This is a genomic window from Neolewinella lacunae (genome assembly GCF_014349155.1).
Classification (GTDB): domain Bacteria; phylum Bacteroidota; class Bacteroidia; order Chitinophagales; family Saprospiraceae; genus Neolewinella; species Neolewinella lacunae.
Genome location: NZ_JACSIT010000154.1, coordinates 35,739 through 53,594, shown reverse-complemented (window position 1 = coordinate 53,594; position 17,856 = coordinate 35,739). Strand labels below are relative to the sequence as shown.

15 protein-coding genes are annotated in these 17,856 nt (G+C 58.2%); 10 read left to right on the top strand and 5 right to left on the bottom strand.

Going from position 1 to position 17,856, the window contains the following annotated elements:
* Positions 1-74: 74 nt before the first annotated feature.
* Positions 75-1,382 carry a M16 family metallopeptidase gene (locus H9S92_RS21270; RefSeq protein WP_246464042.1) on the bottom strand — a complete coding sequence of 436 codons (1,308 nt, stop codon included), beginning with the start codon at positions 1,380-1,382 and terminating at the stop codon, positions 75-77.
* 257 nt (positions 1,383-1,639) lie between these two features.
* Here H9S92_RS21270 and H9S92_RS21265 point away from each other — a divergent pair, with 257 nt between their 5' ends.
* The 3 genes from H9S92_RS21265 to H9S92_RS21255 all read left to right on the top strand — a co-directional run bounded on the left by H9S92_RS21265 (position 1,640) and on the right by H9S92_RS21255 (position 6,727).
* Positions 1,640-2,017, top strand: coding sequence for a hypothetical protein (locus H9S92_RS21265; RefSeq protein ID WP_187468726.1), 378 nt, complete (start codon positions 1,640-1,642; stop codon positions 2,015-2,017).
* A 51-nt stretch (positions 2,018-2,068) separates the two neighbouring features.
* Positions 2,069-2,608 (top strand): hypothetical protein, encoded by a 540-nt coding sequence (locus tag H9S92_RS21260; RefSeq protein ID WP_187468725.1) that lies wholly within the window; start codon positions 2,069-2,071, stop codon positions 2,606-2,608.
* 348 nt (positions 2,609-2,956) lie between these two features.
* Positions 2,957-6,727: a reprolysin-like metallopeptidase gene (locus H9S92_RS21255; RefSeq protein WP_187468724.1), complete on the top strand. Its 3,771-nt coding sequence runs from the start codon at positions 2,957-2,959 to the stop codon at positions 6,725-6,727.
* 43 nt (positions 6,728-6,770) lie between these two features.
* Here the strand turns inward: H9S92_RS21255 and H9S92_RS21250 are convergent, their stop codons facing one another.
* Positions 6,771-8,336, bottom strand: a complete 1,566-nt coding sequence (locus H9S92_RS21250) for a hypothetical protein (protein WP_187468723.1) — start codon at positions 8,334-8,336, stop codon at positions 6,771-6,773.
* A 248-nt stretch (positions 8,337-8,584) separates the two neighbouring features.
* Here H9S92_RS21250 and H9S92_RS21245 point away from each other — a divergent pair, with 248 nt between their 5' ends.
* The 7 genes from H9S92_RS21245 (at position 8,585) to leuB (ending at position 15,094) form a co-directional block, all read left to right on the top strand.
* A complete protein-coding gene (locus H9S92_RS21245; protein ID WP_187468722.1) occupies positions 8,585-9,739 on the top strand; it encodes a 2-isopropylmalate synthase in 1,155 nt (384 codons plus the stop codon).
* Between the two features lie 103 nt (positions 9,740-9,842).
* Positions 9,843-11,093 carry an ATP-binding protein gene (locus tag H9S92_RS21240; RefSeq protein ID WP_187468721.1) on the top strand — a complete coding sequence of 417 codons (1,251 nt, stop codon included), beginning with the start codon at positions 9,843-9,845 and terminating at the stop codon, positions 11,091-11,093.
* Positions 11,094-11,250: 157 nt separating this feature from the next.
* Positions 11,251-12,651: a 3-isopropylmalate dehydratase large subunit gene (gene leuC / locus H9S92_RS21235; RefSeq protein WP_187468720.1), complete on the top strand. Its 1,401-nt coding sequence runs from the start codon at positions 11,251-11,253 to the stop codon at positions 12,649-12,651.
* A gap of 34 nt (positions 12,652-12,685) precedes the next feature.
* Complete coding sequence (locus tag H9S92_RS21230; RefSeq protein ID WP_187468719.1) at positions 12,686-12,934, top strand: hypothetical protein; 249 nt, start codon at positions 12,686-12,688, stop codon at positions 12,932-12,934.
* Positions 12,931-13,377 carry a PIN domain-containing protein gene (locus tag H9S92_RS21225; protein WP_187468718.1) on the top strand — a complete coding sequence of 149 codons (447 nt, stop codon included), beginning with the start codon at positions 12,931-12,933 and terminating at the stop codon, positions 13,375-13,377. The genes H9S92_RS21230 and H9S92_RS21225 overlap by 4 nt, the downstream gene beginning before the upstream one ends.
* Positions 13,374-13,976, top strand: a complete 603-nt coding sequence (gene leuD / locus H9S92_RS21220; RefSeq protein WP_187468717.1) for a 3-isopropylmalate dehydratase small subunit — start codon at positions 13,374-13,376, stop codon at positions 13,974-13,976. Before H9S92_RS21225 ends, leuD begins: the two co-directional genes overlap by 4 nt.
* A 56-nt stretch (positions 13,977-14,032) precedes the next feature.
* Entirely contained in the window at positions 14,033-15,094 is a 1,062-nt protein-coding gene (gene leuB, locus H9S92_RS21215) for a 3-isopropylmalate dehydrogenase (protein WP_187468716.1), read from the top strand.
* Positions 15,095-15,193: 99 nt separating this feature from the next.
* On the opposite strand, the gene H9S92_RS21210 is transcribed toward leuB, so the two are convergent.
* Genes H9S92_RS21210 through H9S92_RS21200 form a run of 3 tightly spaced genes read right to left on the bottom strand, consistent with a single transcriptional unit; the run spans position 15,194 to position 17,653 of the window.
* Complete coding sequence (locus H9S92_RS21210; protein WP_222936199.1) at positions 15,194-15,724, bottom strand: GNAT family N-acetyltransferase; 531 nt, start codon at positions 15,722-15,724, stop codon at positions 15,194-15,196.
* Positions 15,725-15,732: 8 nt separating this feature from the next.
* On the bottom strand, positions 15,733-16,293 hold the full coding sequence (locus H9S92_RS21205) for a phosphoribosyltransferase (RefSeq protein ID WP_187468714.1): 561 nt from the start codon (positions 16,291-16,293) through the stop codon (positions 15,733-15,735).
* On the bottom strand, positions 16,280-17,653 hold the full coding sequence (locus H9S92_RS21200) for a M28 family peptidase (RefSeq protein ID WP_406612329.1): 1,374 nt from the start codon (positions 17,651-17,653) through the stop codon (positions 16,280-16,282). The genes H9S92_RS21205 and H9S92_RS21200 overlap by 14 nt, the downstream gene beginning before the upstream one ends.
* Between the last annotated feature and the right edge of the window lie 203 nt (positions 17,654-17,856).

Genomic DNA, 17,856 nt, shown 5'->3' with positions numbered 1-17,856 from the left:
GATCGCGTTGGAACGGGTTAAGGGAACCGATCCGCGAATAACCAGAACGGCCGGCGGACGAAATGGCGAACGACTTACTTACTGGGCTTTTCGCCAGGCAGCCAGTAGAGGGTTACGCGGTTCTCAGGGCGGTAGTAGGTTTGGGCTACGCGGCGGATGTCTTCCCGGGTGACGGCCAGGTAGCGCTCCGTTTCCGTATTGATCAGGTTGGCGTCGCCCTGGTACATTTCGTAGTTGGCCAGGCTTTCGGCGATGCCGGCCATTGAGCCGTACCCGGAAATGGCGTCCGCTTCTACCTGGTTGCGCAGCTTCTGGAATTCCTGCTCGCTGATGAGTTCAGTTTGCAGCTTTTCTACTTCGGCGTTAAAGGCTTCCTCTGCGGGTAATACCTCCGCACCGGGCTTCAGGATGGCAAAAGCAATGGCCAGGCCGGGGTCTTGGGTGAAAGAAGGGAAAGTGCCCGCCTGCACGGCCAGCTGTTTTTCGTCCACCAACACTTTATTGAGGCGGGAGCTTTGGCCCTGGCTCAAGACCTGGTTGAACATGCTGATGGCGTAGTAATCAGGGTGGTTGCGCTCGGGAGTCCGGTAGCCCATCACCAGGGCGGGCAGCGGTGCTTTGGCGTCGTAGATGGTGTCCCGCACCTCCCCCGCCAGCTTGGGCTCCACTACCTTGACGCGGGGAGGCTCCGCACCCCGGGGGATGTCGCCGAAGTACTTTTCGATCAGGCGCTTGGTGCTGGCCAGCTCAATATCCCCGGCAATGGAAAGCACGGCATTGTTGGGTACGTAGTAAGTCTTGTAAAACTTGACGTAATCTTCCGCCTCCGCACTGTTGAGGTCTTCCATGTACCCGATGTTGGGGTCCTTGTAGGGGTGTTGGGAGAAGCCGTGGCGGAAAAGCTCATAAAGCAGCTGGCCGTAGGGGCGGTTATCGTAGCTCTGCCGGCGTTCTTCTTTTACGACCTCGCGCTGGGTGTCCACGCCTTCCTGCTCTACCTTGGCGTGAAGGAGGCGTTCGCTTTCCAGCCAGAGGCCCAGCTCCAGTTGGTTGCTGGGCAGGATCTCGTAGTAGTAAGTCCGGTCCTGGCTCGTATTGGCGTTAAGCACGCCGCCAGCGTCTTCCACGTACTTGGCAAACTGCCCCCGACCGATGTTTTCGCTTCCCTCAAACAGCAGGTGCTCGAAGAAGTGGGCAAAACCCGTGCGGCCCTCGTAGGAGTCTTTGCCCCCTACCTCGTACATGATCGAGACGGCAACGATGGGCGTGGTATTGTCTTGGTGGAGAATGACTTTCAACCCATTGTCCAGCGTGTACCTGGTAAACTCAATGTTGGTCTTTTGTGCGGATAGACCCAGTACCATAGTACTGAGGATCAGCATGGTGCTAATTCTTTTGGTAAGCATAGTGCGACTTCGTTTTTAAGGTTGCGCAAGGTAGGTAGTATATAAAGGGCCCTGGTCCGCTGACGGGCAGAACGCGTCCGCCAACCAAATCAAAGGGCGCCAGCAAACTGAACCGAAAAAGAGTAGAATCGTTTGCGGAAGTACCTGATTTTCGGCAAAACCCCGCTCAGGCCATCGACTGACCGCCTATTCAGGCCGACCAAAGACGGTGTCTGCCCCTTCATCCTTTTGCTATGACCAACGACGCTGCCCGCCTTGCCCTGCGCCCCGTTCTTTCCCTTGCACCTGCGACCGCGCCCACCGAAAACTTTCAGAACGAGACCCTGCGGCCCATCCTGAAAATGCAACACGAGTTGCTGCTGGGCCTCTTCCGTTTTGCACTGGCCAAGCGCAAAATCAACCTCCTGCAGGTGCCCGTCAAAGACCGGTTTGCGCGGATCAAAGAAGTCGTCACCCGCGATAAACACCTGCGGGGCATGCTCTTTGGCCTGGTGATCGGGCAGTTTACCGCCGCCGAATTTGAATTTTTCCTTGCCCACGATGAAGACGCCAACCGCCGCATCACCAACCTGCTCGTTGAGCGCTTACATTCGGTCGATTGGCGGGTTTAGGGACCGCTCCGGGCCACAAAATATGCCCGGTCGGTCGGGCGTTTCTTGTCTATGCGCACCCTCCTTTTCGTTTTTTTTACGGCGCTTTCGCTCGGCATCGGGGCCCAGTTCCCGCTTACCCCTGCGTTCAGCGACCTGCTGGATAGCCTGGAGGTGCGCGTCAATCACCCCCTGGAAAGCGATTTTCGTCAATTGCCCAACGCGGCCAATGACTATCTGGAAAGCCAACTGACCCTGCACAGCAAACGGGAAAAACTGGAGCTGCGTTTTCACCTGGCCCTGGAGCGCCCCGACCACCCCTTTGCGGGGCGGCCCCACCTCCAGGCCGGGCACCTGGCGCTCAATCTGGGCAGTAATGAGGAAGACGCCGTCACCGCCGTACACTCTTTTGATGCCGAAGAAATGGCGGTTTTTAATGCCGACTGGGCGCGCATGTACACCTTCCGGCCCAAGCGCAGCTACAGCACTTACCGGCAGGCCCAACTGGTGGCCATTTACCGCGTGGGCCGTGGCATGGCCTACACCGTCCTCCTTTTTGACGAGGCACCAGACACGCTCGAAGGCCGACAGGTTGCGCTGCGCTTTCGCTGATTTTTTGCGCGGTCGCAGGTGCAATGGGCAGGACAAAAGAGCAAAGTAAGGGGAGCAATAGAAAAAAATCTGGTTTAAAGATCACTTCCCGGTGCTTCAATCTGGCCAGGCAGTGCGTATTTTTACCCTTGCTAGCTGTCCTGGTGAAAAAGGAGCGGGTTGGGATTTTGATTTTCTGATCGAATCCCCAACGTGCTTTCAAGGTTGAATTACTCAATTTGGGAAGGAATCTGTCCGCATTCCTTACTGCCGTTTGCTATGCGCCAACTACTTCCTTCTGTCTTAGCACGGGCAGGGGCTTAACCATTTTGTGTCTTGTTCAACTTAACCTGTTTCAAATTACGACCCATGCGGACCCTCTTTTTTGCTTTCCTGCTCCTGTTTACGGGAGCCGGGCTGGTGGCCCAGTCGGACCCTTTTACGCCTTTCGTCCCCAAGCAAGCCGCTGCGCTAGGTTTGGAGCGACGGATTACCCCCAATGCGGCGGGCTACTTCCGCTTGGCCGACCCCACTGGGCTGGCTACGCTACTGGCCAAGGCCCCACTGCGCGACGCCGCTGCCCCCGGCCCTGCGCCAAAGCTCGTGCTCCCCGCTCCCGACGGAAGCAAGGCCACTTTTCAGCTGACCCGCTACCGCATGGTAACGCCTGAGCTGGAGGCTGCTTTCCCGGGCTACGTTACGGCTTTTGGCTGGGACGTAGCTGCACCCCACCGCCGGGTGGTGGTCAGCTGGACCTCACTGGGCTTCCACGCCAGCGTCAGCGGCGGCCCCGAGGGGCGCTGGTACGTGGACCCACTGTACTGGAAGCAAAACGACCGTTACCAGAGTTACTTCACCCGGGACTATCCCCAGGGCGAAGACCGGAAGGAGGCCTGCGGCTTCGTCCCCGACCAAGACGCCCTCGAAGAACTGGCCGGAATGACGCCGGAAAAGTCCGTAGGCGATTGCAGGCTGCGCGAGTACCGCCTGGCCCTGGCCTGTACGGGGGAGTACTTCAATGCCGTGGGGGGGACCGAAGCGCTGGCTATTGCCGAGATGATGAATGCCATCAACCGCGTCAACCAGGTCTACATGGCCGATTTATCGCTGCAACTGACCATCATCAACCTGCCAACGCCCGGCAATGGCGTGCAACTGGTGTACAATAATCCGGCATCTGACCCTTACACCAACGACGACTCTTTTGCCATGCTGGCCGAAAACCAGGCGACGGTGGATGCGGTGATCGGCACGGCCAATTACGACATTGGGCACGTCTTCAGCACGAACGGTGGCGGTGTGGCTTCTTTGGGCAGTCCCTGCTCTTCCACCCGTAAGGCCCGGGGCGTTACGGGTTTGCCCAACCCCACGGGCGATCCTTTCTACATTGATTTCGTCGCCCACGAAATGGGGCACCAGTTTGGGGCCGATCACACCTTCAATGCCGGGGGTACACCGAACTGCGACAACCGCAACGCCAGTACCGCCTACGAGCCAGGCAGCGGGACAACCATTATGGCCTACGCCGGAATCTGTAGCGCTGCGGACAACATTCAGGTGAGCAGCGATGCATATTACCACGCGGCGAGCATCATAGAAATTGCCAATTACATGGAGCTGGGCGCCGGGGCGGGCTGTGCCGTATCCTCCATCACCACCAATACGGCCCCGGCCCTGGCGCCGCTGGGTTCCTTCACCATTCCCGCCAATACGCCCTTCTTCCTTACGGCCGCCGGTTCGGACCCCGACGGAGATGACCTGTCCTACTGCTGGGAACAATTTGATCTAGGCCCCGCGCGGACGGGGTTCCCGACGGGCACCGCCACTACCGGACCGCTGTTCCGCTCCAGGCCCCCTTCTCCGGAGCCCACGCGCTATTTCCCCGATCTTGCCGACCTGGCAGCGGGCACGGTGAGCCCCTGGGAAGTGTTGCCCCGGGTGACGCGGGGAATGACCTTCATCGTAACCTTGCGCGACTTCGGGGCGGCGGGCTATGGCTGTCCGGTCCAGCGGGAAACGGACATCAACGTCGTCAACACCGGCAGCCAGTACGCCGTAACGGCACCCAACGGCGGAGAATCGTGGCAAGCGGGCAACAACGTTTCCGTCACCTGGAACGTGGCGGGAACCAGTACCGCCCCCATCAGTTGCGGAATGGTGGACATTGTCCTATCGACCGACGGTGGCAATACCTTCGATCAGCTTTTGGCCACGGTGCCCAATAATGGAAGTGCAACCGTGGCCGCTCCCTCCGTTACCACTACCAGCGCCCGCATTATGGTGCGGTGTAATGGCAACATCTTCTTCGACATCAGCAACGCCAATTTTCGCATTGAGCAGGAAGACTACGATTTTCGGCCCGTCAGCAGTACGGCTTTGGCCTGTAATGGGGTGACATCAATCGGGGGCTACCAGTTTGCTTTGGAAAGTCTCCAGGGATACACGGGTACGATCACCTACTCGGCCAGCGGCTTACCGGGCATGGCCAGTGCCACCTTCTCTCCCTCCTCACAGGTTCTGACCGCCAACGTCACCCGCACGGTAAATTTCACCCTCGGCAATTTGGGGTCCGTTGCGCCAGGCACTTACGTCTTTCAGGTCATCACCACCGATGACGGGGGGGTAACCACCAAATCGGAAGACTTCACCCTCACCGTCAAACCGCCACTGGAGGCTCCCGTGTTGCTCTCTCCGGCCAACAACGGTTTTACGGACGCTACTGCGACGAACTTTGCCTGGACTTTCGTGCCCAACGCTACGCGCTACCGGGTGGTCTTGTGCCGCAACGCCGCTTGTTCGGCCAACGTGGTGTTCACCACCCCCAATACCAGTTTGAACGGAGACATTACTGAATTCATCACCAACGGGAGCGGACCATTCCCCTGGTTCGTGATTGCGGAAGATGAGACTTGCAGCCCCGTCGCGCAAGCCCAGTCGGCCACCTTTATGGTCACCTACGGCACGGCCCCGCCGGCGGGCAATTCGCTTTCGGCCAACGGTTCTCCCCTGGAGATTTGTGAAGGGCAAACGGCGAAGACGACCATGCAGGTGAACTTCTTCACGGGTGACCTGGTGGGCCCCGCATCCCTCGCCGTTCAATCGGCTCCCCCGGGACTGAACGTTAGTCTGAACCCCACCACGCTGAATAACGGACAATCCGCAACGGTCAATCTGACGGGGGAGGCCAGCCTCTCTCCCGGTGATTATACCATCACGGTGCGGGCGACCGACGGCAGCGGTGCGACGGAAGATATTGACCTTACCCTGCGCATCCTGGAAGACGCCATCACTTTCATCTCCCCCGCCCAAGACCCCGAAGAAATCGAAATTGAGCCTAACGTGCAGTGCTCTCAAGGGGCTGTTTTCCTCGGCTTCAATATCCTGCCCTATTCCGGTGGCGGGGTGGTAGCTTATAACCTGCTGGTAAGCACCAATGGATTCAACTTCATGCCTGCGGCGATTACGCCCAACGTCACGAATAACCGCGGTTACTGCGCCACCGATGGCCAGGTGTTCACCTACGTAGTGGAGGCTCAGTTGGCCAGTGGAGGCACGGTGCGCAGCTGCGAACGCAGCTTCGTTGCCCGCACGACGGTATTGCCGGTATCCTGGCTCACCTTCACGGCCCGGCCGCTCGGCAAATCGGCACAGTTGGAATGGGCCGTGGAGCAGGATGCCGACCACGCTGGATTTACCGTTGAGCGATCTTTGGAGGGCCTCAGCGATTGGTCCGCCCTGGCTTACTTACCGCGCAGTGGACCAGATGGCACAGCGGCCTACGCCTACAATGACCCCGGAGTGGCAGAAGGCAATACCTACTTATACCGCCTTCGGCAGGAAGACGTGGATGGGCGAATTGCTTATTCTTCCCTGCGGGCGGTGAGTTTCCTGCGCAGCGGAGCAGAGATCGCGGCCTTTCCCAACCCAACTACTGGACTGCTGACGCTGAGCGTAGGGGAGGGCGTCCCTCAGGAGTTGGACTTCCGCGTAATGAATGCCCTGGGGCAGGAAGTCCGCCGGGGCCGCATGGTGGAACGACAGCCGACGATCAGCCTGGAGGGTCTTCCGCCGGCCCTGTACCATTTGGAGATCAGCGGGGCGGAAAATTACCGCCGGGTGCTCCGGATCGTTAAGCGCTAAACCGGTCGGTACTGCCGGAGGGGGAGGGTTCCCTCCGGCGGTACTACCCTGCGGCTTCTTCCAGCTTGCGTTCTTCGAATTTGCGGCGGATGACCTCCTGCACCGTTACACCTTCGATTTTCGACTCCAGCCAGCTCGGGATGTCCAGCCAGGTGAAGGGACGGCTCTCGAAGGGTTTGGCGGCTACGGCGTCGAGCTTGACTTTCAGTTTGCGGAACTCTTCCTTCAGTTGATCCTCCCGGATGCGGGGGATGCGGCGCAGGAAGCGGAAGATGAGTTGCTGGGTTTCCTGCAGGTGCTCCACCTTGGCCAGGTAGCGGTAAACGGACTTTACCTGGTATTCGACCAGCTGGACGTTGCCCATCTCGAAGTGGCAAATCAAGCTCAGGATGCGGGCGTAGGCCTGGATGTCGGAGCGGTAGTTGGGCGTCCGCTGGTTGATGATCTCGTTGAGGTGATCAATGGCCGTATCGTTATCTCCACTGCCAAAGTAAAGGCAGGCGATGCGGTAGTGGAAGATCATGATGCGGTGATCGTCCCAGTTGTAATTATCGGCGGCAATCACTTCCATGATCTGGGGCACCAGGCCGAGTCCTTCCTTGAAAGTCCCTTCCATGTAGTGTTTCCGGATCTGGTGGTCGAACTGGTAGAGGTAATAGAGCCCTTCGACGTTGGTGTTGTTGGTCAGGTCAAACTGGTGGGGGAACAGATCGAGCTGGTGGAGTTGCTCGGTAAATTTGTTGTACTGCCACATATTGAAGAGCGTGGCCAGGTTGTTATGGATGCCCTTCAGGTACAGCGGCGGGTTGACCTGGATCATCTGCTCGTTGTCGCGGAACAGCTCCACCCAGCGCTGCGTGTAGCGGTAGCAGAGGGGGTATTCATGGCACATTAGGTGCATCCAGGTGTACGACTGGCAGTAGTAGATTTTGCCCCAGAAGTCGAGGTCTTCGTAGGTCACCGCCGGCAATTGGCTGCGAAAAAAGGTCTTGACCATGAAGAACTCCTGTTCGTTGCTCACCAGCCCCGTCTTGAGGTAGAGGCCGTAGAGGCGCAGGGCGAGGTTGGAGTAGGCGTCGGTGGCCGAGAGCTTGTTGGCCAGGGCGATGCACTCCAGGCTGAGTTCTTCGGCCCGGTTGGCCAGGCTGTTGGTGATGTACTGCCCCTCGATCAGTTTTTCAAACTGGGCGACCTCCAGGGCGATGTTGTTGACTTCAATCTCCAGCGCGCGCTTCTTCGTTTTGTCCAGAATGTCTAAAGCCTGACGGTAAAGCCCCTTGTTGTAGAGGATGCGTGCGTAGTCCAGGTTCTCCCGCAGGGTAATCTCTTCGTCCTTGTTGCGATTGAGCAGGCGGAGGCTGGTGAGCAATTGCTTGTAGAGATGGGCCTTGAGGTTGGAGAGCTGGCTCTTTTTGATGCCTTCGATGCGCTTGAGCAGGTACTCCTCGTCGTACTCCCCCGTGCGCTCCAGAATGTCGAACAGCTGCAAGAACAAAATGTCGGCATCCGCGTGCTGGTTGCGCTTGACGAAGAGGCGAAAGTGTCGTTTCTCCGCCCGATTGAGCGAAGCCACCAACTTTAGGAGATCATCGGTCTTTTGCTTTGGCATTGTATAAAGTCTTGGGGTAATTGGCTGGTAGACAGGAATTTCCAACTATTTTGGGGCGGAGTTGTTATAGCAAACCCACTCTTTTAAGTTGCAATTTGGGTGCCGGGATTGGCGGCAGATGCCTTAATTTTAGGTCCCTGACCAAATTTGCCGCAATTTTGGGCCCCTTTTAGTGGGGGACCGGACGAAAGTTCTGCCACCTGCGGCTACAAAGATATACACGCCCATCGTTACGGGCCCAACCAGATATGAGCACTAACCGAATTCAAATCTTCGATACTACGCTGCGCGATGGCGAGCAAGTTCCTGGCTGTAAGCTCGATACCGAGCAAAAACTCGTCATTGCCCGCAAGCTTGAGTTGCTGGGGGTAGACATCATCGAGGCGGGTTTTCCCATTTCCAGCCCCGGCGACTTCAAGTCCGTCCAGGAAATCGGCCGCGCCGTTACCGAACCCATCGTCTGCGCCCTCAGTCGTGCGGTGATGAAAGACATTGAGGTGGCCGCCCAGGCCCTCTCCACGGCCAAGCGCCCCCGTATTCATACCGGCATCGGGACGAGCGACAGCCACATCCAATATAAACTCCGTACCACGCCCGATCAGATTATCGAGCGGGCCGTAGCCGCCGTGAAGTACGCCAAAAGCTTCGTCGAAGACGTTGAGTTCTACGCCGAAGATGCGGGCCGGACGGACAACGAGTTCCTCGCCCGCGTCATCCAGGCCGTAGTCAACGCCGGAGCCACCGTGCTCAACATCCCCGATACTACCGGCTACTGCCTGCCCGATGAATACGGGGCAAAAATTGCTTACCTGCGCGATAACGTCATCGGCATCGAACGCTGCATCCTGAGCACCCACTGCCACAACGATCTGGGACTGGCCACGGCCAACTCCATCGCCGGGGCCCGTAACGGCGCGCGGCAGATCGAGTGTACCATCAACGGCATTGGCGAGCGGGCGGGCAACACCGCCCTGGAGGAAGTCGTGATGATCATGCGCCAGCACCCCCACCTCGGCCTCCACACCAACGTCAACGCCAAACTTCTCCTCGAAACCAGCCACCTGGTGAGCGAAAGCATGGGCATGGTCGTCCAACCCAACAAAGCCATCGTGGGCGACAATGCCTTTGCCCACTCCTCGGGCATCCACCAGGACGGCGTTATCAAGCGGCGCGATACCTACGAAATCATCGACCCTTCCGAAGTCGGCGTGGACGCTTCAAAAATCGTCCTTACCGCCCGCAGTGGCCGTGCAGCCCTGGCCTACCGCTTCAAAAACCTGGGTTACGACATCACCAAGGTGCAACTCGATGAGCTCTACAAAGACTTCCTTGAAGTGGCCGACCGCAAAAAGGAGGTAGAGGACAAAGACCTGAAAGAACTGGTGAGCGAGATGGCCCACTAGGGTCAAATCAGGGTTTTGCAGTTGGCTGACGTCAAAATTCGCTGAATTTGCAGTTGGCTGACGTCAAAATATCTTATTTTTGCAGCTGACTGACTGCAAAAATATGATTACTCGTCTTCAACGGATTAGCCAGGATGCACTTGCGTCGGTACCTACCACCTTCGTTCGGCCGCTCTATGATGGAATAGATTGGGATTACCCACTGTCTGCTCTACTGGGAACCCGGGGGGTAGGCAAAACAACCCTGCTGTTGCAGCGATTGAAGTCGCTCGGAATGGGGCCAGAGCAGGCCATGTACGTGGATTTGGGGGACGTTTACTTTCAAGCGACGCGCCTTCTGGACTTTGCGCAGGAATTCCGTGCGCTCGGCGGTAGGTATCTGCTGATTGACGAAGTTCACCGCTATGGCTACGGTGCGGATTGGGCGCAGGAGTTGAAGCAGGTATATGATCTTTACCGGCAGGATTTAACGGTGTCGTTCACGGGCTCGTCGGCCATCCATATTTTGCAGCAGAAGGCTGATTTGAGCCGCCGGGTCCTCCAGCACCGCGTGCCGGGGCTGTCCTTTCGGGAGTACCTGAGTTTGAAGTTGGGCTTGGCTGGACTACCAGTCTATGACGTGTTGGACGTGCTGGAACACTCAACGGAAATCGTACGGGAGCTTACGGAGCGTTGGGACATCAAGCCACTGGCGCACTTTGCGGCTTACACCCAATCTGGCTACTATCCCTATAGTTTGGAAGGTACCAGTGGGTATCTATCGCGGCTGAATGGATCGGTCCAACTGGTGCTGGAGAGCGATATCCCAGCGGTAATTCCCTCCGGTGAGGCTGATTATGCCAAACTAGGCCGCTTACTGTATGCCGTCGCTTCCTCCGTGCCCTTTAAGCCAAACATTACAAAATTGGCGGAGCGACTTTCCATGAGCAGGGAGACGGTCGTGCGTTACCTCGACCTATTGGAAGATGCCAATCTGTTGATCAACCTCCGCTCCGCGGCCAAGGGGATAAGTGCACTGGCAAAACCAGATAAAATATATCTCAACAATCCTAATTTGTTGTACGCGCTGGCTCCCAACGAAGCCAACTTGGGGACCATCCGGGAAACCTTCTTCATCAATCAGCTCAACTACCTGACTTATGATACGCACGTAGTACGTACGGAGCTCAGGTTGCCCCCCGCCGGAGACTTCTTGTTGCAGTACCGAGACCAGTCTTACCTCTTTGAGGTGGGCGGGGCGGGAAAAACACGGCAGCAAATTGGGCAGCAAGACAATGCCTTTGCAGTGGTGGATACTGACGTGACGGATGACAAATTCCGGATACCGCTTTGGCTATTTGGGTTTTTGTACTGATGGGAGGCCAGACCTCCCCCGCTCCACAATCCTTTCCCCGGCACCTGCGGCCGCGCCCCCTAAAACCCTCCCGCCACCGTAAATCCCCGGATATGCGGTCTGGCCGCCAAGCCCGGGCGCATTATCTTTGCCAGAACAAGAATTAGCCCCGAGCAACATGGGAAAAACATTATTTGACAAGGTTTGGGACGCGCACGTAGTCACGGAAGTGGCGGGTGGCAACCAGGTATTGTACATCGATCGTCACCTGATTCACGAAGTGACCAGCCCCCAGGCTTTTGACGGCCTGCGCGCCCGCGAACTGCCACTTTTCCGCCCCGACCGCATTGTGGCGACGGCCGACCACAACGTACCAACCAAAGACCAGGACAAACCCATTACCGAACCCCTGAGCCGGAAGCAGGTGAAAATGCTGACGGACAACTGCAACGAATTCGGGGTAGCACTCTACGGCCTCGGCCACCCTTACCAGGGCATCGTTCACGTCATCGGCCCCGAACTCGGCATCACCCGGCCCGGCATCACGATGGTGTGTGGAGACAGCCACACGAGCACCCACGGCGCCTTCGGGGCGGTGGCCTTCGGCATCGGGACGAGCCAGGTGGAGCAGGTAATGGCTACGCAGTGCCTGCTGCTGACCAAGCCCCAGAAGATGCGCATCAACGTCGAGGGAGAACTCGCCCCCGGCGTAACGGCCAAAGACCTCATCCTCTACATCATCAGCCAGCTCGGCACCGGCGGCGGCACGGGCTACTTCGTGGAATACGCCGGCTCGGCCGTGCGCAGCCTCAGCATGGAAGGCCGCATGACGGTGTGCAACATGAGCATCGAGATGGGGGCCCGCGGGGGCTTGATTGCGCCCGACCAGACGACTTTCGATTACCTCCTTGGGCGGCAGTTCAGTCCCCAGGGCCAAGACTGGGAAGACGCGGTGGCCTACTGGAAAACCCTGCCTTCGGACCCTGACGCGGTGTTCGACCGCGAAATCAACTTCGCCGCTTCCGACATCACGCCGATGGTCACCTACGGCACCAACCCCGGCATGGGGATGGGCGTAAAAGAGCGTATTCCCGTTACCAGCGAAATTCACGGCGACGCGGGCCTGGCCAAAGCCATGCAGTACATGGGCCTGGAAACCGGGCAGCCACTGGAAAATTTGCCCATCGACTACGTTTTCATCGGCTCCTGCACCAACAGCCGGATCGAAGACCTCCGCGCCGTAGCCGCAATGGTTGCCGGCAAGCGGGTGGCCGATTCGGTGACGGCCATCGTAGTTCCGGGCTCCCAGCAGGTATCCCGGCAGGCCATCAGCGAAGGGCTCGATCAAGTGCTCGAAGCGGCGGGTTTTGAATTCCGCGGAGCCGGTTGCTCCGCTTGCCTGGGCATGAACGAAGACAAGGTCCCCTCCGGCAAATACTGCGTCTCCACTTCCAACCGCAACTTCGAAGGTCGCCAGGGACCTGGAGCGCGGACGATCCTGGCGTCTCCGCTTACTGCTGCAGCTGCTGCGCTTACTGGGCGGGTTACGGATGTGCGGGAACTCATGCAACCCGCCTAGTGGGTTGATCGTTAATCCTTCAAACATTGATGAGATGAACTACACGATTGAACGGACGGATGAAGAGATCATTTTTCGGTTTCCGAATGATATGACTGGGGAGTCCATCAAAAAAGCACTGGAACACTTCCAGTTTACGGAAGTCATGTCCAAGAGCCAAGCGACACCTTCCGAAATAGACAGTTTGGTGGATGACGTACGAAACGGAATTTGGGAACGTACTAAGTTGCTGCTGAAGGAAGAGCCTGGTTTTGAGCATTTAATGTCAAACGAAGAGGAGTGACTGTATACATCGTTGACACCAACATAATTTTTTCAGCGCTATTGAAACCGGAGGGTAGTATTTCCCAATTCGTTTTTAATAGGCAGAAATATGATATAAGGCTAATTGCCCCCTTGTATCTACAGCTAGAAATGGATCAGCACTTTACTCGCATCGTCGAGTTGACTAAGGTGGCTTCAACGGCCGTTCGGACGGGCTTAAATTTACTGTATAGGGAAGTAGAGTTTATTAGCGACGATCTTATCCCTATTCCTCATTACGCCCGTGCTGCCAACTTGGTACATGATATAGACGATCGTGACCTCAACTTTGTCGCCTTAAGTAGCTATAAGGACGAGTATCTTCTTACGGGAGACCTGAAATTGTACGACGGCCTGGTCAGCAAAGGATATTTCAAAGTCATCACCTTTCAAGAACTGAAAGAAAAACACAACATACTATGAGGCCACTAGAAAAAATAAGCTCCTCCGCCGTCCCACTCCCCATTGAGGACGTCGATACCGACCAAATCATCCCCGCGCGCTTCCTCAAGGCCGTGACCCGCGAAGGATTTGGCGAAAACCTGTTTCGCGATTGGCGCTACGACAAGCTCAACCAGCCCAAGGCCGACTTCGTGCTCAACAACCCCCGCTACACCGGTGAAATCCTGGTGGCCGGGGCCAACTTCGGCTGCGGCTCCAGCCGGGAACACGCTGCCTGGGCGCTGGGCGACTACGGCTTCCGGGTCGTCATCTCCAGCTACTTCGCCGATATCTTCCGCGGCAATGCCCTCAACAACGGCATTCTTCCGCTGGTGGTCAGCCCGGCCTTGCTCGACGAAATTTTCCGGACCATTGAGGCTGACCCCGCTGCGAAGTTTACCGTCGATCTCGAAGCACAGACCTTGCGCAATGAAAACACGGGCACCGTCTCCTCCTTCGAAATCGATGGCTACAAAAAAACCTGCCTGATCAATGGCTACGACGACATCGATTTTCTGCTGAGCCAGAAAGCGCAAATCGAGGCTTTTGAACGCAGCCGCCGGGATTTTTCCCTGCGCTAGGAAGAGCTACGCCCCTTCCCGCGCATTTTTTCTTCACTCTCATTGTTATCTCCGCTATGGGATCATTCAAAATTGCCGTGCTGGACGGCGACGGCATCGGCCCCGAAGTCATCAAACAGGGCATCAAAGTCCTGGATCGGGTAGGTGTCCGCTTCGGCCACACTTTTCACTACCACTTTGCCCCCGTTGGGGCGGTAGCTATTGACCAGACGGGAGATCCCCTGCCGCCAGAAACCCTGGCGCTGTGCAAGGAATCTGACGCCATTTTTTTCGGAGCCATCGGCCACCCCCGTTTCGATAATGACCCCACGCTGAAGGTGCGCCCCGAGCAGGGCCTGCTGCGCCTGCGCAAGGAGCTGGGCCTCTACGCCAACCTGCGGCCCGTGGCGGGTTACGCCCAGCTGACCCACCTGAGCCCCCTGCGCCCGGAACGCATGGTCGGGGTCGATATGCTCATCGTACGTGAACTCACCGGCGGCACCTACTTCGGTGAAAAAGGCCGCCGCGACGGGGGCAACACCGCCTACGATACCTGCATTTATAGCCGCGCCGAAGTGGAGCGCATTGTCCAGGTGGGCTTCGAGGCAGCCCGGAACCGCCGGGGCAAACTCACGCTCGTCGATAAGGCCAACGTCATGGAATCCTCCCGCCTCTGGCGCGAAGTGACCCAGGAAATGGCTGCTAACAACCCCGATGTGGCGCTCAACTACATGTTCGTGGACAACGCCGCCATGCAGCTCATCCTGAATCCCGCCCAGTTTGACGTCATCGTTACTGACAACCTGTTTGGCGACATCCTCTCCGATGCCTCCAGCGTCCTGGCGGGCTCGCTTGGCCTGTTGCCTTCCAGCAGCGTCGGTGCGGCAGTGGGAATGTTTGAACCCATCCACGGCTCCTGGCCGGAAGGGGCGGGGCAAGACCGTGCCAACCCGGTCGCCACCATCCTCTCGGCGGCCATGCTGCTGGATCACCTGGGCCTGGTGGCGGAGGGCGATGCCGTTCGCCACGCCGTCAATACCACTCTCGAATCCGGCGTGGGCACCGAAGACCTCCACCCGCAGCACAAAGTGGGCACCAACGCCATGGGCGATCTGATTGCCGACGCCCTCGGGGCCTGACACCGCAAATGAGCCATTTTGGGCGCGGCCGCAGGTGCTGGGAATGGGACTAAAGAGCAAAGTTTGGCCCGCCCCCAGCCCTTCCTGCAATGGGAAACGCTACAAATCCCGAATCATGAAACGGTCGCATCCCGAATGCCCCGTTGCGCCAAGCGGACCTTCAATGTAGCGGAAGCCGCTGCGGAGGTAGACTTGCTGGGCCGTTTCCATGGCCGTGACGGTTTCCAGGTAGATCTGGGTATACCCCGCTTGCCGGGCCCCTTCCAGGCAGGCCGTCATCAGCATTTTGCCACCGCCCTGGCCCCGGGCGGAAGGTAGAAGGTACATCTTGCGGAGTTCGCAGGTTTTTCCGTCGCTGCCCGTCAGAGGAGCAAAGCCGGCGCACCCGACAATCTCTGCTCCTCGTCCTAACTCCCCCCATTCGGGGGGGCGGGGGGGAGCACCTGCGGCCGCGCCCGTTTCCAAAACAAAAAAAGTGGCCCCCGGAGAATTGTAGTGGGCAGCCATATCGTCCACCTCCGGGTCGTTGATGGAAAAGCCCTCCCCAACGCAGTTGAACTCGGGCATGACGGTGCGGATGACCTGCGCTACGGCGCGGTTATCCGCAGAAGTGATGGGGCGAATGCGCATGGGATGCATTAGTACTGCTCGTCAAGTTGGTAGATGGCGGGTAAGTGGCGGCCCAGCCCGTCGTAATCCAGGCCATAGCCTACCACAAAATGAGGAGGAATGACGAAGCCAACCAGGTCGATTTTCAGCGGAACTTGCTGGGCTTCGGGCTTGTGGAGCAAGGTAACCAGGGTGATCGACCGGGGCTGGAGGCGCTCCAGCTCCGGCAGAAAAGCCTGCATGGTGTAGCCGCTGTCCACAATGTCTTCGATCAATACCAGGTCGCGGCCGGTAATCTCGGCGGGGTCGGGGGCCAGGTGGAGGCGGACCTTCCCCTCCGAAGCCGTACCGCGGTAGCTGCTGGTGCGTACAAAGCAAACCTCGCCGTTGAGCCGGGAGGCCCGGATGAGGTCGGCGGCAAAAACGAAAGCCCCCTTGAGCATAACCACGAAGCTGGGTTGCCCCCCCGCCAGGCGTTCCCGTAGCGTTTGACCCAGTTCCCCGACGCGCTGCTGGATGGCGGCTTCCGTCAGCATCGGCTTAAAAGGCAGGTTGTGGAGGATGATGCGGTCGGTCTTACCGGAGTCCATGGCGGTCAATTAGGTAAAGCAGCGAAGTTATGGCGGCGGCCCCCATTTCAAGTTCCCTTTTGTTGACATTCTCGAATACGTCGGTACCAGTATGGTGAAAGTCGAAGTAGCGCTGGGAGTCGGGGCGGAAACCCAGCAGCAGGCCGCCCTGGGATTTGAGGCCGCTGATGTCAGCACCGCTGCCTCCGGTGAAAAAGGCCAGTCCGTAGGGCTCCAGCAGCGGAAGCCAGGTATTGATGCGGGCAAAGAAATCTTTAAAAACTTCGTTCTCCGCCTGGGCGCTGAAGCCGCGGGGGGTAAATCCGCCGCTGTCGCTTTCCAGGGCCGCCAGGTGGAACTCTCCCATGGCGTTGCTGGCCTCCCAGTAGGCGCGGCCGCCGGCCAAGCCATTTTCTTCGTTCATGAACAGGACGCAGCGGAAGGTACGCCGGGGGCGGTGGCCAATTTTTTGCAGCAGGGGCAAAACCTGGAGGGAATGGACGATGCCCGCCCCGTCGTCGTGCGCCCCTTCCCCCACGTCCCAGCTATCAAGGTGACCGCCAACGAGAATGATCTCCTCCGGAAATTCTGTGCCCCGCACTTCCCCAATTACGTTGTAGCTGCGCACGGGCGGCAACATGCGGCCGTCGGATTGGAGGTGTACCCGGACTTCCCCGTGCCGGAGTAAACGGCTGAGTTTTTCGGCGTCGTTGGTGCTTACGGCCAGGGCAGGGATGGCGGGGACGGAGTCAACCGTAGCCACTGCACCCGTGTGTGGGACATCGTCCAGGCCCGTCGTCATGCTCCGGACCAATACCGCCTTCGCGCCGTAGCGGGCAGCGATGCTGGGCCCCATTCCCCGCTGGTCTACGGCCCCTCCGTAAGCGGCGAAGGTATTGACCTGGGTAGGGTCCATGGGCCGGTTAAAGAAGACGATGCGCCCGGCCACCCCCGCCCGGCCCAGTTTTTCTACCTCCTGGAGGCTGAAGACTTCCACCAGCGGCGCAGTTACGCCGTCGGGCCCGGTACCCTTCGTGTTGCCCAGGGCAATGACGTTGAGGCTTTCGGTACCAACAATGGCATTGTTGATGATGCGACCGCTGGCCGGCCCGCCCCGCTCCCACCGGGGCACCAGGCAGGGTTGGAGGTAAACGGTGTCGAAGCCCAACGTATCCATCAGCCGCTGCATGCTGGCTACGGCTGCATCCGCACCGGGGCTGCCGGCCAGGCGCGGACCAATATCCTTCGAAAGATGCCGCAGCCAATCGTAGCATTCGCCCTCCGTCAGGGCCAGGTCGTAAATCTTCTTCAGCACGAAGGCATCGTCCGACTGCCCCCGCAGGTTCGCCGCCGGGGCCAGAAATAGCGCACACAAAATCACGCTTTTTACGACGCTATAAATGAACCCGGATAAGCCACGGGACAAAGCTGCCAAAGGAGAGTATAGAAACATAGGCTACTATTTCAGAATCTTAATTTGCGGCGAGGCGTGTTTATGGAACAATATTTTACGTTTGCGGCGAAAATAGGAATTAAGGGGAATAAATGAGAAATAGTAAATTTTACGGAGCGTAAATTTTGCAA